The organism is Streptomyces venezuelae ATCC 10712 (genome assembly GCF_008639165.1).
GTDB classification, from domain to species: domain Bacteria; phylum Actinomycetota; class Actinomycetes; order Streptomycetales; family Streptomycetaceae; genus Streptomyces; species Streptomyces venezuelae.
Map to the genome: position 1 here is coordinate 5,002,279 of NZ_CP029197.1, position 15,697 is coordinate 5,017,975.

16 protein-coding genes and 1 pseudogene are annotated in these 15,697 nt (G+C 72.2%); 9 read left to right on the top strand and 8 right to left on the bottom strand.

Features of this window, described 5'->3' with window-relative positions; translation table 11 throughout:
* Positions 1 to 183: 183 nt before the first annotated feature.
* The 5 genes from DEJ43_RS23275 (at position 184) to DEJ43_RS23295 (ending at position 3,990) form a co-directional block, all read left to right on the top strand.
* Positions 184 to 1,029 (top strand): secreted protein, encoded by an 846-nt coding sequence (locus DEJ43_RS23275; protein ID WP_015035833.1) that lies wholly within the window; start codon positions 184 to 186, stop codon positions 1,027 to 1,029.
* Positions 1,030 to 1,290: 261 nt separating this feature from the next.
* Positions 1,291 to 1,554 carry a hypothetical protein gene (locus DEJ43_RS23280; RefSeq protein WP_015035834.1) on the top strand — a complete coding sequence of 88 codons (264 nt, stop codon included), beginning with the start codon at positions 1,291 to 1,293 and terminating at the stop codon, positions 1,552 to 1,554.
* Between the two features lie 233 nt (positions 1,555 to 1,787).
* Positions 1,788 to 2,780, top strand: a complete 993-nt coding sequence (locus tag DEJ43_RS37835; RefSeq protein WP_041662828.1) for a hypothetical protein — start codon at positions 1,788 to 1,790, stop codon at positions 2,778 to 2,780.
* A 158-nt stretch (positions 2,781 to 2,938) separates the two neighbouring features.
* Complete coding sequence (locus DEJ43_RS23290) at positions 2,939 to 3,415, top strand: hypothetical protein (RefSeq protein WP_234101982.1); 477 nt, start codon at positions 2,939 to 2,941, stop codon at positions 3,413 to 3,415.
* Between the two features lie 299 nt (positions 3,416 to 3,714).
* Positions 3,715 to 3,990: a chaplin gene (locus DEJ43_RS23295; protein ID WP_015035838.1), complete on the top strand. Its 276-nt coding sequence runs from the start codon at positions 3,715 to 3,717 to the stop codon at positions 3,988 to 3,990.
* An 80-nt stretch (positions 3,991 to 4,070) separates the two neighbouring features.
* Here DEJ43_RS23295 and DEJ43_RS23300 read toward each other — a convergent pair.
* Both DEJ43_RS23300 and DEJ43_RS23305 read right to left on the bottom strand, forming a co-directional pair.
* Positions 4,071 to 4,974 (bottom strand): annotated as a pseudogene (locus DEJ43_RS23300) (tyrosinase family protein).
* Entirely contained in the window at positions 4,922 to 5,332 is a 411-nt protein-coding gene (locus DEJ43_RS23305) for a tyrosinase family oxidase copper chaperone (protein WP_015035840.1), read from the bottom strand. Before DEJ43_RS23305 ends, DEJ43_RS23300 begins: the two are co-directional and overlap by 53 nt.
* Positions 5,333 to 5,481: 149 nt before the next feature.
* On the opposite strand from DEJ43_RS23305, the gene DEJ43_RS23310 reads away from it, so the two are divergent.
* The 3 genes from DEJ43_RS23310 to DEJ43_RS23320 are packed head-to-tail and all read left to right on the top strand — an operon-like array spanning position 5,482 to position 7,677.
* Positions 5,482 to 5,985, top strand: a complete 504-nt coding sequence (locus DEJ43_RS23310) for a DUF5949 family protein (RefSeq protein ID WP_069202170.1) — start codon at positions 5,482 to 5,484, stop codon at positions 5,983 to 5,985.
* 17 nt (positions 5,986 to 6,002) lie between these two features.
* A complete protein-coding gene (locus DEJ43_RS23315; RefSeq protein ID WP_015035842.1) occupies positions 6,003 to 6,653 on the top strand; it encodes a vitamin K epoxide reductase family protein in 651 nt (216 codons plus the stop codon).
* Between the two features lies 1 nt (position 6,654).
* Entirely contained in the window at positions 6,655 to 7,677 is a 1,023-nt protein-coding gene (locus DEJ43_RS23320) for a glycoside hydrolase family 26 protein (protein WP_015035843.1), read from the top strand.
* 22 nt (positions 7,678 to 7,699) lie between these two features.
* Here DEJ43_RS23320 and trhA read toward each other — a convergent pair whose 3' ends face one another.
* Positions 7,700 to 8,401, bottom strand: coding sequence for a PAQR family membrane homeostasis protein TrhA (gene trhA / locus DEJ43_RS23325; protein WP_015035844.1), 702 nt, complete (start codon positions 8,399 to 8,401; stop codon positions 7,700 to 7,702).
* Positions 8,402 to 8,597: 196 nt separating this feature from the next.
* Here trhA and DEJ43_RS23330 point away from each other — a divergent pair, with 196 nt between their 5' ends.
* Positions 8,598 to 10,421, top strand: a complete 1,824-nt coding sequence (locus DEJ43_RS23330; protein WP_015035845.1) for a phosphoenolpyruvate carboxykinase (GTP) — start codon at positions 8,598 to 8,600, stop codon at positions 10,419 to 10,421.
* 126 nt (positions 10,422 to 10,547) lie between these two features.
* Here the strand turns inward: DEJ43_RS23330 and DEJ43_RS23335 are convergent, their stop codons facing one another.
* From DEJ43_RS23335 to DEJ43_RS23355, 5 genes are all read right to left on the bottom strand, one after another.
* Positions 10,548 to 11,138 carry a hypothetical protein gene (locus DEJ43_RS23335; RefSeq protein WP_015035846.1) on the bottom strand — a complete coding sequence of 197 codons (591 nt, stop codon included), beginning with the start codon at positions 11,136 to 11,138 and terminating at the stop codon, positions 10,548 to 10,550.
* Positions 11,125 to 12,732, bottom strand: coding sequence for a vWA domain-containing protein (locus tag DEJ43_RS23340; RefSeq protein WP_015035847.1), 1,608 nt, complete (start codon positions 12,730 to 12,732; stop codon positions 11,125 to 11,127). The genes DEJ43_RS23335 and DEJ43_RS23340 overlap by 14 nt, the downstream gene beginning before the upstream one ends.
* Complete coding sequence (locus tag DEJ43_RS23345; RefSeq protein ID WP_015035848.1) at positions 12,729 to 13,976, bottom strand: toxic anion resistance protein; 1,248 nt, start codon at positions 13,974 to 13,976, stop codon at positions 12,729 to 12,731. The genes DEJ43_RS23340 and DEJ43_RS23345 overlap by 4 nt, the downstream gene beginning before the upstream one ends.
* Entirely contained in the window at positions 13,973 to 15,100 is a 1,128-nt protein-coding gene (locus tag DEJ43_RS23350; protein WP_015035849.1) for a hypothetical protein, read from the bottom strand. Before DEJ43_RS23350 ends, DEJ43_RS23345 begins: the two co-directional genes overlap by 4 nt.
* 191 nt (positions 15,101 to 15,291) lie before the next feature.
* A complete protein-coding gene (locus DEJ43_RS23355) occupies positions 15,292 to 15,693 on the bottom strand; it encodes an SCO4983 family protein (RefSeq protein WP_015035850.1) in 402 nt (133 codons plus the stop codon).
* Positions 15,694 to 15,697: the final 4 nt, after the last annotated feature.

Below are 15,697 nucleotides of genomic sequence, written 5' to 3' on the forward strand. Positions count from 1 at the left end.
TCGTTCGGCCGCACGTGGGTGCGCCGTCCGGTGCAACGGCGTACGCCCCGCATGAGGGCAGGTGTGAGGGGTGGATTCACTCGAACGGAGGTGTGGCGCTCCGTAGTTCTACGGTTGCGGAGCGCTATACCCGCAGGCACGGTGAGAGGGAACTTGTCCGACGCATAAGGAAAAGGAACACATATGCGTCCCCTGGCCACGCGCCGCATCACCGCCCTGGCGATATCCGCCGCCATCACCCTCGGCACGGCGGGACCCGCCTTCGCCGACGAACACCGTCCCTCCACGGCGGCCGCCCGGGCCGCCCGAGCGCCGCTTCCCAACGCCGCCGCCCTGCTGAGCCAGACCGAGGCGCTCGGCGAGCTCGGCTCGGTGATCACTCCCGTGACCGATCTCCTCACGGCCACGCTCAAGGCCGACTCCGGTCAGCTCCCCGCGGCCGACGCCGAGGCACTCAAGGCCAAGATCGCGGCAGCCGTCGACCAGGCCAAGGCCACCGCCCCGGCCCTGCCCGACGCGCCCGTCACGCCCCCCTCGGCCGACCTCCCGGTCACGCCGCCCGCGGCCGAGCTCCCCGTCACCCCGCCGGCCGCCGAAACCCCGGTCGAGCTTCCGGCGAAGCCGCCGGTGGAAGCCCCCGCCCTGCCCGTGAAGCCGCCCGTGAGCCTGCCCGTCGCGGCCGGCGCCAAGGCCGCGTGGGCGGGCAAGGCCGCCGCCCCGGCGGACGTCGTGACCGACGCCCTCGCCACCGTGGAGAAGGCGGTCGCCGGTCTGCTCGCCGCGGTCACCTCCGGTGACGCCGGCGGAGTCGTACCGCAGGTCACGGCGACCCTGACCTCGCTGGTCAACCTGGCCGTCGCCACCGTCCTCGGCAGCGGCCTGCCCGCTCCCGACCTGGCCGGACTGCCCCAGCTGCCGAGCCTGCCGGTCGCGGTGCCCGAGCTGCCGGTGGACCCGCCGGCGCTGCCCGTCGACCCGCCGGTCGCCGCGCCCGAGCTGCCGGTCAAGCCCCCGGTGTCGCTCCCGTAGTCACCTCGCGGTCCCTGTGCCGGTCCGGCGTTCCCGCCGGGCCGGCACAGGCGTGCGCGGAGGTGCCCGGCCGGGGCCGACCGGCGCGCGATCGGCAAATAGCACCGGTCCCCTTCGATCGGGTGCAGTGTCGAGAAATCCTTCCTTCCGGAGTTTCCGGGTGGCGCGCCGTTCGTTACAGAAGCAGAACAAAGTGCACGGGATTCGGCCAAGAACCCTGTGCGGTAAGTGACTTGAAAGAACAAAGGAAGGATTCACTCCATGAAGCCCACCAAGGTCGCCGCGGTCGTCGCCGGTTCGCTCATGGCGCTCGGCGCTGCCGCGCCCGCCATGGCCACGGAGGCGCTGACCCCCACCAGCCTGAACGGTGGCCTCGACGCGATCGCCGCCAATGGGCTGAAGTCGGATGTGCTGAGCAGCACCACGGACGGCTCGCCGGTCAAGACCGTCACGGACACCGCGACCAAGCTGAACGACACCACCAAGGGCGCCCAGCTGCTCGGTGGCCTGCCGCTCGGCGGCTGACGGCCGCTCAGCAACACTGCCTGTGAGGGCATTTGCAGGGTCCTTCGCGCCCCTGTTTCCCACGGTCGGCTGATCGAATGATTTTCTGATCAGCTGCCGTGTGGCCCTGGTTGCCCGGGGTTCGCCGACCCATACCCTCTGGCCAGTCCCACGCGAACGTCGGCGTGGATCAGGCCGGTCGGAGCGAGGGGGGATCCTCGCCGGTCTCTCCCTTTCTCCAGAGGAAGAGCGGTATGCGGTCCATCATCAGCAGGAAAGTACTCACCGCGGCGGCAGCGACCGGCATCCTGTCGCTGAGCGGCGGATTCGCCCTGGCCGCGAACTCCCATGCCGGTACGGGTGACGGTCCGGGCCCCGGTCAGGTCCAGGCACCCCTGCCCGCGGACGTCTGCGGCAAGAGCATGGATCTCGGCGGTTTCGTCGCCGCGGCCGTCGGTGACCTCTGCGCCCACGCGGAGGGTCCCGGCGGCTACGGCGACGAGCCGGGTGAACCTACGCACCCCGGTGAGCCGACCCATCCGGGTGAACCCACCACGCCGCCCACGCATCCCCCCACGCACCCGCCGACGTATCCCCCCACGCACCCCCCGACCACTCCGCCGGTCACGCATCCCCCCACCACGCCGCCGACCAACCCGGACGAGCCCGGTGAGTGCGAGGAGCCCGAGCCGGGCGAGGAGCCGGAGCCGGGCTGCGAGGAGCCGACGACTCCGCCCACCACCACGCCGCCGACGTACCCGCCGACCACGCCGCCGACCAACCCGGACGAGCCCGGTGAGTGCGAGGAGCCCGAGCCCGGCGAGGAGCCGGAGCCCGGCTGCGAGGAGCCGACCACTCCGCCCACCACCACGCCGCCGACCACTCCGCCGGTCACGCATCCCCCCACCACGCCGCCGACCAACCCGGACGAGCCCGGTGAGTGCGAGGAGCCCGAGCCCGGTGAGGAGCCGGAGCCGGGTTGTGAGGAGCCGACGACTCCTCCCACCACCACGCCGCCGACCACCCCGGACGAGCCCGGTGAGTGCGAGGAGCCCGAGCCCGGCGAGGAGCCGGAGCCCGGCTGCGAGGAGCCCACCACCCCGCCGAGCACCCCGCCCGGCCACCCCGAACTCCCCGACACGGGCAGCGACGCCGCCCTCATGGGAGCGGCCGCCATCAGCGCCGCGCTCATCGTCGGCGGATCGGTCGTGTACCTCCGCGGCGGCCGGATCGCCCGCCGCCACTGACGCGCCGGCCGTACCCGGCCGAGCGTCAACCGGGGCCCTCACCTTCACCGGTGAGGGCCCCGCGCGTTGCTGCACACGGGTTAGTCCCGCCACGTTTCGGCCAAAGGGATCGTTCACCTCACATGACTCTGCGCTCTCGCGCGGGCATGGGACTCCTCATGACCGCATTCGCCTCCGCCGCCATGGCCTCCCCCGCCGCCGCCGTCGAGGCGCCGGTGATCGTTCCGCTCCAGGGCCTGGAGCCGGTCCTGCCGATGGACGCGCCGACCGTGGCCACCGGCGTGCCCGTCCCGATGCCCGGCGCGCCCACCGGCTTCCAGAAGGGCCTCGGCTCGCTCCCCGACGTGACGCTGCCGAGCGTGCCGCTCACCGGCACCCTCCCGAAGACCGTCGTCGACGCGCCGCTGCCGGAGCTCCTCAAGGGCAGCGAGCCCGGCCACGCGCTCCTCAGCAGCCCGCACTCGGAGATGAGGACGGCCACCCCCGGGGCCGTCGTCGGCAACCCGGTGGAGGCTCCGCGCGGCGACGGGCTCGCGGGTCTCCCCGAGCTCACGAAGCCTCAGGTGGGTCTCCTCACCCCGGTGCTCAGCGGGGCCCTCGACCCGCAGCTGGGCCTGGCGCCGGGCGGGAACTGACACCCCCCGCCTTCCGCTCGCTTGTATGACCGGTCACCGGGCGGGTGAAGACACGATTCTTCCCCGCCACCCGAAGGGCTCTCGGTCGTTGCAAGAGAAGGCTTGTCGCATGGCCGCGGCCCGTGGACCGAGGCCGTCCCGCCGTATCCGACGGCGGACGGTTCTCGGCCCGCGGGCCATTTTTCGGTTTTCCTCCTTCCCTTTCGGCCCAATGGCCGTGACCCGGTCCGTGGTACGCCGTTGAACGGGAATGACGGCCGTGATTCCTGCGGTCGCTTTCCACGTCCAAGGAGTTCTTGATGTCTCGCATCGCGAAGGCTGCCGCTGTTCTCGCCGGCACGGGTGCCGTTGCCCTCAGCGGAGCCGGCCTGGCCGTCGCCGACTCGGGCGCCGAGGCCGTCGCCGCCCACTCGCCCGGTGTCGCCTCCGGCAACGTCGTCCAGGTCCCGGTCCACGTCCCGGTCAACCTCTGCGGCAACACCGTCAACGTCATCGGCCTGCTGAACCCGGCCTTCGGCAACACCTGCATCAACGCCGACGGTCACGACAAGGGTGACGGCGGCTACGGCGGCTGATCCCCCGCACCGACCGTGTCCCCCCGATCCGGCCGGGTCGGGGGGACACGTGTGTACGGGGCCGGGCCCGGGGCCCGGCCTCAGGCGTACCGGTAGATCCGGCTGTGGTCGAACATCGACGCCGGACTCACGCCCCACGGCGCCATCGGCTCGTTCCGCGCGACGACCTTGCGGTACTGGGCGTCGCCGAGCGGCGGCGGCTCCGCGGGCAGATAGGCGGCGCCGGGGTTGCGCTGCTGCCAGCGCGACCAGACCAGGTCGACGAAGGAGTGGTGCAGCCAGAACACCGGGTCGTTCACGGAACCGCCGCCGAGCATCAGTCCGCCGACCCAGCGGTGCACCCGGTTGTGGATGCGGAAGCGCTCGTTGCCCCGGCCCGGCGCCCAGCCCTCCAGCCGGTTGCGGAAGCCGGAGGCGCTGGTCGAGTTCCAGGGCGCCACGTCGTACACCCGCTCCCGCATCACCTCGTCCAGCTGGGCCTGCGTCGGCAGCGTGACCGGGTCGTGCGGTCGGCCGAAGTCCCTGGTCAGGAAGCGTCCCTCGGTCATCGACTGGGTGATCGTCCAGCGGCCCGCCGAGTGGGCGAACGGGCCGGTCATCACCTGTAGGTCGGCCCGCCGTCCGTTGCCGCCCATGAAGTCCTCGCCCCAGAGCTGAGGAGGCCGGACTGTTGTCGCGGGTCCAGTCCCAGTACGGGACGGAGACCGTGGCGTCGATCCGGCGCAGGGCCGACTCGAACTCCAGCAGGAACTTGCGGTGCCAGGGCAGGAAGCTCGGCGTCATGTGCGCGACCCGCAGCTTGCCCTCGCCGTCGGCCGTGTAGTGGTCGATGTGGGTGCGGACGAAGCGGTCGTACGCCCCCGTGCGCTTGAGCTCCAGGACGGCGGCGACGAACTTCCGGCGCTCGGCGCCGGTCAGATCGCGCTGGTTCTTACGCGTGTACACCACGCGGGCTCCCTCCCGTCGGGTCGGTGGGGACGCCATGGGCGGCGGCGAGCGGGGAGAGCCGGGCGCCGCCCAGCTCGTCCACCGCCGCGCGCACGGCCGCCAGGGGCGTCGGGCAGGACTCGTAGTGGTCGATCGGGGTGACGTAACCGCCGTCCGCGCAGCGCATCAGGTGCAGCGGCCGTCCGTCGACGAGGGCCACCGGTGCGCCGCCGGGTCCGGAGAAGCCGATGACGCGGCGGCCCCGGTACATCTCGTCGAAGGCGTGCGGGTCCGTGCCGTCCGGGGCCGCCCCGGACGGTGGCCGGCCGGCGACCCGGCCGAGCGCGCCGCCGGTGAAGGCGGTGACGGCCAGAGCGAAGAGGGACCGCAGTGCGACGCGGCGCGGGACGATCATGAGTGATCTCCTCGGGGTCGGCGATTGCCCTCAGGGCACAACGATGAAACCCCGGGTTCGTTGCGCCGGAAATGCCAGCGGCGTGAATGTCGGCCGTTCGGGTGAAAACGGTGCGGGGAGAGGGTGGTTGGCCCCTAGCATCCGGATTCATGACCACTTCCAACGTCGTTTCCTCGGCGCGCAGCGCCTCTCCGCTGGGAACTCTCACGGTGATTCCGTGGTCCAGCGAGCCCTCCGCCGATTCGGCGGGTACGCCCTTTCTGATGGTGTACTCGCTCGGCGACGGCCGGGACGGGCCGGAGGCCGGTCAGCAGGCCATGCGGACGGCTCTGGAGAGCATGGGCGTCTCCGTCGGCGACCGGCTCTTCGACCTGGACAAGGACGCCGGGATCAACGCCTCCCTGCTCGTCGAGGGCGGCTCCGTCGTCCTCAACCTGCCCTTCCTGAAGGTGCAGTGCCCGGTGCCCGACGAGTGGCAGGCGGCGGCTCGCGAGAGCGGACAGGTCTACCTGATCTGCTCCGTGCGGCCGTGGCCCGACGCGGTCCCGGGGCAGCCGGTCGACGAGGCCGGGCTGCGGGCCTTCGTCTCCGACGAGGAGATGCTCAAGGAGAGCGCCCACATCATGATGCCGGTCCGGCGCCTGCAGGGCTGAGCGGGAAGGGGGTCGCCATGGCGACGCTGAACGTACGGGGCGGGGTGCCGGGTCAGCGGCAGGAGGAGGAGTCGCCGGCGGAGCGCGTCGGGACGATCGGCGGCGGCCGGGCGTTCGCCTGGCTGCTGATGATCACCGGGGCGGCGGGTGTGCTGTCCGGCTGGGTGATCACGATCGACAAGTTCAAGCTCCTGGAGGACCCCGGCTTCCAGCCCGGGTGCAGCCTGAACCCGGTCGTCTCCTGCGGCAACATCATGAAGAGCGAGCAGGCGGGGGTCTTCGGTTTCCCCAACCCGATGCTCGGGCTCGTCACGTACGCCGTCGTCGTCGCCGTCGGTGCCGGGCTCCTCGCCGGGGCGCGCTACCGGGGCTGGCTCTGGCTCGGCCTCAACGCCGGGATGCTCTTCGGCGTGGGTTTCTGCACCTGGCTGATGTACCAGTCGCTGTACGAGATCAACTCGCTCTGCCTGTGGTGCTGCCTGGCCTGGGTCGCCACCATCGTCATGTTCTGGTACGTCACCGCGCACAACGTCCGCCACGGTGTGATCCCCGCCCCGGCGGGGGTGCGGACCTTCCTCGGCGAGTTCACCTTCGCCCTCCCCGTCCTGCACATCGGGATCATCGGGATGCTGATCCTGACCCGCTGGTGGGAATTCTGGACGAGCTGACGTGAACCGCCACCTCACCTGGCCGCGGGCCGCACTCACCGTGCTGCTCGCGGCCGTTCTCGTGCTCCTGCTGCCGTACGACCGGATCGCCCCCGGCGACCGGCACGGCGGGAACCGGGCCGCGCCCGAACCGGACCCGGAGCCGCTGCCCGGGGTGCCGTCCGGTTTCTTCACCGGCTCCGACGAGGCCGGGGTGCGCAGGATCGCGCAGGCGCAGCGGTGGCTCGGCGGTGACTCCCTGACCGTCGGCCACACCTATCTGCCGGGCGACCGCTGGTCCAACATCGAGGGACACCCGGCGCTCTTCGATCCCTGGGCGCGCTGGAAGGCGGCGCGGCCGGGGCGGCTGTTCGTGCTCAACGTGCCGCTGATGGACCGCAGCGAGGCGGGGCTGCCGGACGCCGAGGTGCGGGCGGGGCTCAGGAGCGGGGCGGCCGGGGCCTTCGACCGGCACTTCCTGGCGCTGGGGGAGCGGCTGGTGGAGCACGGGCTCGGGGACGCGGTCCTGGTGCTGGGCTGGGAGATGAACGGCACCACGTACAGCCATCGCTGCGGGCCGGACCCGGCGGCCTGGAAGGCGTACTGGCGCCGGGTGGTGGGGGTGCTGCGGGGGGTGGCGGGGCAGCGGTTCCGCTTCGACTTCACGCCGAGCCGGGGGCGGGACGCGGTGGAGTGGCCGCGCTGCTATCCGGGGGACGACGTCGTCGACATCATCGGGATGGACGCGTACGACCAGCCGGCGGGGCTCTCCTTCGAGGACCAGGTGGCCGAGGAGTACGGCCTGGAGCACCACGTGCGGTTCGCGGCGGCGCACGGCAAGCCGGTCTCGTATCCGGAGTGGGGGCTCTTCAGGAACGGCGACAACCCGGCGTACGTGCGGGGGATGCTCGACTGGTTCGCGGCCCACCGGCCGGTGTACCAGACCGTCACCGACTACTGCCCGCACGGGGTGTGGGGGTGCGCCGACAATCCCGAGTCGGCGCGGGTGGTCAGGAAGGCGCTGGGCGGGCCGGCCGGCCCGTGAGCACGGGCCGGCGACGGCCCGGTCAGGCGTGCTGGTAGGCGACCAGCGAGATGCCGACGTAGTGGACGATGAACGCGGCCAGGGTCAGCGAGTGGAAGACCTCGTGGAAGCCGAACCAGCGCGGTGAGGGGTTCGGGCGCTTGATGCCGTAGATGACGCCGCCCGCGCTGTAGAGCAGTCCGCCGACGATCACCAGGACGAGGACGGCGATGCCGCCCGCGCGCATGAAGTCGGGGAGGAAGAAGACGGCGGCCCAGCCCATCGCGATGTAGCAGGGCGTGTACAGCCAGCGAGGGGCGCCGACCCAGAAGACCCGGAAGGCGATGCCGGCGGCGGCCGCCGCCCAGACCGCCCACATGAGCGGCTTGGCCGTCGAGTCGGGGAGCAGCAGCAGGGTCAGCGGGGTGTAGGTGCCCGCGATGATCAGGAAGATGTTGGCGTGGTCGAGGCGCCGCAGGACGGCCTCGCCGCGCGGGCCCCAGTTGCCGCGGTGGTACAGCGCGCTGATGCCGAAGAGCAGGCAGGCGGTGAGGGCGTAGATCCCGCAGGCGACGCGGGCGCGGGGGGAGTCGGAGAGGGCGACGAGGACGAGGCCCGCGACGATCACGGCGGGGAACATGCCCGCGTGCAGCCATCCTCTGAGGCGGGGCTTCAGCGGGAGTGCAGGGGGTTCGCCGACCACGTTCGGCTCGATCGGGGTCACTTCCGGCGTGGCTGCAGTCATGGAACGGAATCGTACCTACGGGCCCGTAGGTCTCGGATATGAGTGGCGATGCTCACGTGTGCACACCCCTGGACATATGGGCGGATCCATCGGATGATCAAATGAGTGCGGTCGGCACCGGATGAGCAGCTACGAAGCATCCGGGTCGCGGCCCCCACGGGGCACACACCAAAAAACCCCTCTACAAGGAGCAATCGTGGCGCGCGACAACGCGGCTCCCCAGAACCTTCCGACCCAGCAGCAGGAGCTCCTCTCCTGGGTGAGCGACATCGCGGAGATCACCCAGCCGGACAACATCGTCTGGTGCGACGGCTCCGAGGCCGAGTACGAGCGCCTGTGCGAGGAGCTCGTCGCCAAGGGCACCTTCACGAAGCTCGACCCGGTGAAGCGCCCGAACTCGTACTACGCCGCCTCCGACCCGACCGACGTCGCGCGCGTCGAGGACCGGACCTTCATCTGCTCCGAGAAGGAGGAGGACGCGGGCCCGACCAACCACTGGAAGGCCCCGGCGGAGATGAAGGAGATCTTCGCGGGCGAGAAGGGCATCTTCCGCGGCTCCATGCGCGGCCGCACCATGTACGTCGTGCCCTTCTGCATGGGCCCCGTCGGCTCCCCGCTCTCCGCCATCGGCGTCGAGATCACGGACTCCGCGTACGTCGCCGTCTCCATGCGCACCATGACCCGCATGGGCCAGCCCGTCCTCGACGAGCTCGGCACCGACGGCTTCTTCGTCAAGGCCGTCCACACCCTCGGCGCCCCCCTCGAGGAGGGCCAGGAGGACGTGCCGTGGCCGTGCAACTCCACCAAGTACATCTCGCACTTCCCCGAGAGCCGCGAGATCTGGTCGTACGGTTCCGGCTACGGCGGCAACGCCCTGCTCGGCAAGAAGTGCTACGCGCTCCGCATCGCCTCCGTCATGGCGCGTGACGAGGGCTGGCTCGCCGAGCACATGCTGATCCTCAAGCTCACCCCGCCGCAGGGCGAGGCCAAGTACGTCGCCGCGGCCTTCCCGTCCGCCTGCGGCAAGACCAACCTGGCCATGCTGGAGCCCACGATCTCCGGCTGGACCGTCGAGACCATCGGCGACGACATCGCCTGGATGCGCTTCGGCGAGGACGGTCGCCTCTACGCGATCAACCCCGAGGCCGGCTTCTTCGGCGTCGCGCCCGGCACCGGCGAGCACACCAACGCCAACGCCATGAAGACCCTCTGGGGCAACTCCGTCTTCACCAACGTCGCCCTCACCGACGACAACGACGTCTGGTGGGAGGGGATGACCGAGACGGCCCCCGCCCACCTCACGGACTGGAAGGGCAACGACTGGACGCCGGAGTCCGAGACCCCGGCCGCCCACCCGAACGCCCGCTTCACCGTCCCGGCCGGGCAGTGTCCGACGATCGCCCCCGAGTGGGAGGACACCAAGGGCGTCCCGATCTCGGCGATCCTCTTCGGCGGCCGCCGCGCCTCCGCCGTCCCGCTGGTCACCGAGTCCTTCGACTGGAACCACGGCGTCTTCCTCGGCGCGAACGTCGCCTCCGAGAAGACCGCCGCCGCCGAGGGCAAGGTCGGCGAGCTGCGCCGCGACCCCTTCGCCATGCTGCCGTTCTGCGGCTACAACATGGGCGACTACATGGCCCACTGGGTCAAGGTGGGCGCCACCGCCGACGCGGCCAAGCTGCCGAAGATCTACTACGTGAACTGGTTCCGCAAGAACGACGCCGGCAAGTTCGTCTGGCCCGGCTTCGGCGAGAACAGCCGCGTCCTCAAGTGGATCGTCGAGCGCCTCGAGGGCAAGGCCGAGGGCGTCGAGACCCCGATCGGCATCCTGCCGACCCCGGAGTCCCTCGACACCGACGGCCTCGACCTGCCGGCCGAGGACCTGGAGTTCCTCCTCAAGGTCGACCGTGACGTGTGGCGCGAAGAGGCCGCCCTCGTCCCCGACCACCTGAACACCTTCGGCGACCACACGCCGAAGGAGCTGTGGGACGAGTACCACGCGCTCGTGGAGCGCCTCGGCTAGTCCCCCCGAAACTCGTGGTGGGCTGCCCCGAAACACCGCCCTGACCAGTGGGGTCACGACGGTCCATCACGACGCAACCGGCCCCCGGAGCCCCCTCAGGCCCCGGGGGCCGGCGCACGTCCGCGCTCAGTCGCCCCGCTCCTCCACGTACCGGGTGTGGATCTGCTGCCGGATCGCCTCGCTGTCCCGCAGCGCGGCGGCGATCCCCGTCAACTCCCCGTGCAGTGCGGCCAGCTGACGCTCCAGATGACTCTCCGGCGGTTCCGCCCCCGGCGCGAACCGCTCCCACCACCGCGTCCGTACGAAGGCGTCGACCGCCTCCGGGACGTCCTGCCGCACCGCGCGGGCCAGCACGTGCAGCTGCTCGGGGTCGGTCACCCAGCCCGGTGCGAGCAGCGCCTCGACCAGGGTCTCCAGCGCGGTGACGGCCCGCCGCGCGGGCTCCGGCAGCTCCACCTCCGCCAGATAGGCGCGCAGGGTCGCGAAGTCGGCCCGTACGCCGTCGAGCCGGTCGCCCTCCTCGGCGAACTCCGGGGTGTCCGGGCGCTCCGGCGGGGCGATCAGCGCCCCCGCCGCGTAGAGCCCCGCGACGACCAGCGGCCAGAGCGCACCCGCCGCCCCGGTCAGGGTGACGCCGACACCGGCCAGGCCGCAGACGCAGCCGGTGAGGTTCTTGCGGGAGCCGGCGTACCCGAGGAGACGGTCACTGGTAGCCACGGATCTCCTCGAAGGCGCCGTCCAGCGAACCCTGGTGGGCGTCGAAGAGCTTGCCCCCGGTCAGGTCCGCGAGATGGCCGAGCTCGGCGCGGTCCGAGTCACCGAAGAGGATCGGGAAGACCGGGGTGCGCTGCTGCCCGGCGGGCAGCGAGCCGTAGAAGGAGTCGAACGCGGCGGCCGGGGCGCCGTCGGTGTTCTCCCCGTCCGTCATCAGGACGATCGAGGTGAACGTGTCGCCGGACGACTTCCCGAGCGAGCGGTACGCCTCCTGGAGGCTGGAGTAGATCGCCGTGCCGCCGGAGGCCGTGAGCTTCCGGGCGTCGGCCCTGATCGCGTCGAGGGCCTGCCGCGGTGAGGCCGGGTCGACCGTGTGCGTCCGCACCTCGTCCCGCTTCACCGCCGAACCGAAGGGCATCAGGGTGACCTCCTCCCGGTCCCGGAAGTCGCCGGTCAGCTCGACGAGGGCCGTCTTGAGGCGTTCCAGCCGGTCGCCGTTCATGGAGCCTGAGGTGTCGAGCACGTAGACCGTCCGGGAGGGCCTGCGCAGGGTGTTGTCGTAGGCGTCGAGCAGTCCGTCCGCCACCTTCCGGTCCCCGGGGAAGGGCAGTTCGCGCCGCTGGTCCCGGGCGAGCGCGGGGGCCGGGTCGACGCCGGGGACGACCGGGCGGCGCAGGGTCTTCACGGTGATCTGCCGCTGGGCGTCCGGGGTGCGCAGGAAGGCGGTGAGCCGGCCCGCCGCCGCCTTCGCCTCGGGGCGGGCGGCGGTGAGCAGGGTGAGCGGGTAGTCGGCGGTGACGACGCCGTCGGAGGGGCGGATCACGGTCAGCTCGCCGGGCGTGGACAGCAGCACCGACTCATAGTTGACGAGCGCGTCGACGTCGGTCCTGCGGGCGTAGGCGGTGGCGAGCCAGCCGGAGGAGCCCGAGGTCAGCTTCTGGCCGGTGAAGAACTCCTTGAGCCGCGGGGTGGCCTCGCCGACGTCCTGCGCGGTGAGCGCGGACTGGGCGCCGGAGAGGCCCGAGGCGACCGAGACCAGCGCGGAGAAACCGGAGTGGGAGCGCTTGGGGTCGGTCATCCCGTACGTCAGCTTCCCGGCGGCGACCGCCTGGTGCAGCTGCGACCAGGTGACCTTCGCCGGGTCCCAGCCGAGCCGCGCGACGGCCGCGGGGCGCACGCCGAGGGCCACCGGCGAGGTCATGATCGGCGTCTCGCCGGTGATCTTCTTCGCGGTGTCGGGGCGGAGCCGGAGGTAGTCGTTGGAGGAGAGCCAGACCGCGTCGTACTCCTTCTCCGCCGTGCCGGAGGCGATCTGTTCGACGGCGTCGAGGGTGCCGGTGTAGGTGGGCCGGACGGTGACGCCGGTGGTCTTGCGGGCTTCTTCGAGGATCGGGGCCATGTCGGCGAGCTCGGAGGAGGCGAGGACCCGGAGGGTGCCGGGGGCGGCTCCCTGGCCCCGCTGGTCGGGCCGGCCGGTGGCGCCGCCGCTGCCGCCGTCCCCGGACCCGCCGGAGCAGGCGGTGACGAGCAGCGCGAGGGCCAGCCCGGCGACCGTACGGGAGAGGGAGCGGCGGGGGCGGGTGCGGGTCGTCGTCATGCGAGGCCGCCGCCTTCCAGGGCGCCGGTGCGGCGGCTGCGGGCCAGGTGGGCGCCGGCCTCCTGGAGTTCGGCGGTCAGCGACTCGACCGTCGCCGCCATCGACTCCGTGGCCCGCGCCTTGTACGTGTCGATGGCGTCGAGGGTCCGGTAGATCTGCTGGAAGGCCGTGCGGAGGGTCTCCGCGCCGACGGCCGGATCGGCCGCGATCCGCTGGATCTCGCCCGCCTGCCCGGCGAGCATCTCGGCGTTGCCCCGGATCAGGTCCTCCGTCGTCGCGCGCAGGGTGTTCACCTGCTCGGTGACCTTCCGCTGGTTCTCCAGCGCGGAGGCGAGCATCACCGCGAACCGGAGCGCCGAGACGGTGGTGGTCGCCGCCCGGTCCACGCCCTTGATCAGCTCGTCGTTGTTCCGGCGGACGACGTCCATCGCCAGGTATCCCTGGGCGCAGACGGCGAGTTGGGTGAGCAGGTCCTGGTGCTTCTGCCGGACCGGGAAGAGCACGTCGGCGCGGAGGGCGTCCGCCTGGGCCGGGTCGGGGGTGGCGGCGATGTGCTGTTCCACGGCGGCGTCCAGGGCGTCGGTGAGCACCGCGTACTCCTGGAGCTTGCCCATCGTCTCCCAGAGCCGGGCCCGTTCGGTCTGCAACGCGGCGTTGTCGCGGCGCAGTTCGTCCTGGCCGCCGCGCAGCGAGCCGACGATCCGGTTCAGCGTGGCCTGCGAGGAGGCGTACCGGGCGACGTGGTCGCGCAGCCTGTTGCCGCCGGGCAGCTTCGAGAGCAGCCCCTTGAGGCCCTTGCCGGGGGTGTCCCGGGGGTCCAGGTCCTCGACGGTGCGCCGGAGTTCGACGAGGGAGGAGCCGACGCGGGACTGGGCGTCGGAGCCGGAGCCGCCCGAACCGCCCGGTCCGCCGGAGCCGCCGGAGCCGAGCGAGCGGATCGTGCGGTCGAGCATGCGGTTCGACTGCTGGGCCGCGGAGCGCATCTCGCCCGCTCCCAGTGCCGCGATCTCGCCGATGCGGCCCGCGAACTCGGGGGAGCGCGGGTCGAGGCCGGAGAGCGAGCCGACGTACTCGTCGGCCCTGCGGGACATCTCCGCGACGACGGACTCGTCCAGCGGTACGAGTCCCGAGGCCTGCTCGGCGCGGACCGGCGGAACGGGCTCGGGCGGGGTGAGTACGAGCGGGGTGTCGTGCTCGGGCGGTGTCAGCGACATCGTCCTTCTCGGGTCCTCGGGCGTGGTCATGCGGACTCCCCCTGGTCGCGGGCCCGCAGGGCCATCTCGTGCAGCACCTTGCCGGTGGGCACGGGCGCCTGGCGGACTCCGGTCAGCGTCTGGTTGAGGTAGGCGGTGTGGCTCTGGGTCGCGGTGGTGAACTCGCTCGCCGCGCCCTGCGGCCGGAAGCCGTGGCGGACCGCGAGCCCGCGCAACTCCGGGTCGGTGGCGAGGAGTTCGCCGAGCGCCCGGCCGTTCTCGGTGAGCGGGACGAGCGTGTGGTCGCTGTTGACCGTGGTGTCCGGGTAGAGGACGACGAGGTCGCCCATCGGGTGGCCGGCGAGCAGCTGGGCGGCGACCTGGGACTCGTACACCAGGACGAGCGGGTTCCCGACGCCGCTGATGAAGTCCCGGAAGGGCGCGTCGGAGCCGGACTGCTGGGCGCCCTGCACCTGGACGAGCTTGCGCAGCAGCGGGGCCGTGCGGGTGACGGCCTCCGTGCCGTTCGCGACCCTTCCGCCGTCGGCGACGTAGCTCGCGGCGGCGAGGTAGAGGGCGCCCGAGTTGGAGGCGACCGGGTCGGTGGAGGTGATGAAGACGGTGCCGCTGAGCTCGGCGTGCCCGGCGGAGCCCTTGAGCTGCTGCCAGGTCCGGTCGGCGCGGGCCGCCGCGAGGTAGGCGTCCATCTTCAGGGTGCCGCTGGTGCCGCGCGGGCCGAGGGTCGCCAGGCCGTTCCCGGCGAGGACCTGGGCGGCGGCGCTGTGCGCGACGACGACCAGCGGCGAGTAGAAGGGCCGCAGGGGTGCGGTCGTGGCCTTGGCGTTCTTCGTCTTCGCGCGCAGCCCGTCGGCCGGGGCCTTGGAGGACGGGAAGGCGAAGTCGTAACCGTCGAGGGGCAGTTCCTCCATGTCCCAGGACCCGGAGGTCTCGGTGCCCACGGTGAAACCCTTCGTGGCCAGGGCCTTCACCACCTGGGGGTCGGCGAAGAACTCCGCCTTCTCCGACCCGATGACTCCTCGCACGGTCTTCGTTGCCGTGCCCGTGTCCTTGTCGCCGCCCGTCAGGAGGACGGCGGCCACGCCGCCGAGGAGGAGGACGGCGAGGACGATTCCCAGGATGCGTCTCACGCGGGCAGCGTGCTCGCGGAAACCCACATTCCAGGGGGAGTCGGGTGGACGGGGGGTGAAGGGCCGATCCCGGTACCGAACCGGAGCGTGGACTGCCGTATCGCCGGATTTTCACGGGCGGTTCGCCGGCGGAGGGGGAGGTGCCCGGCGGCGGTTCAGGGGTGTGCCGGGTGGGTGGCGCCCGGTCCGCGCGGTTCGTGCCGCGCGGACCGGGGCCGTCAGGGGGCGCCGGCCGCGGCCAGGGTGGGTTCCCCGGCCAGCGCCGCGGTGTGCGCGTCCATGCGCCCGGCGGCGAGGATCGCGGCGGCCGTGTCGGCCCGGGAGGCGGCGACGACCAGGGCGCGGCCCGCGAGGGCGTGGGCCCTGCGGTGCAGGTCCCGCGCGGGCGAGCCGGTGAGACCGGCGTGCCGCGCGGGCGGTGCGCCGCGCAGCCGTGCCACCTGCCGGGCGATCTGCTCGGCGGCCTCCGTGTCGCCGAGCTCGTCGGTGACGGCGAGCAGGGCGGAGAGGTGTCCGGCGAGCTGGATGTCCAGCTCTTCCTCGCGGGAGCGGTGCGGGTACGCGTCGTGGGCGTCGTCGGCCATCCGGTGGACCGACTTGGTGCGGATCGGTTCGTACATGGGA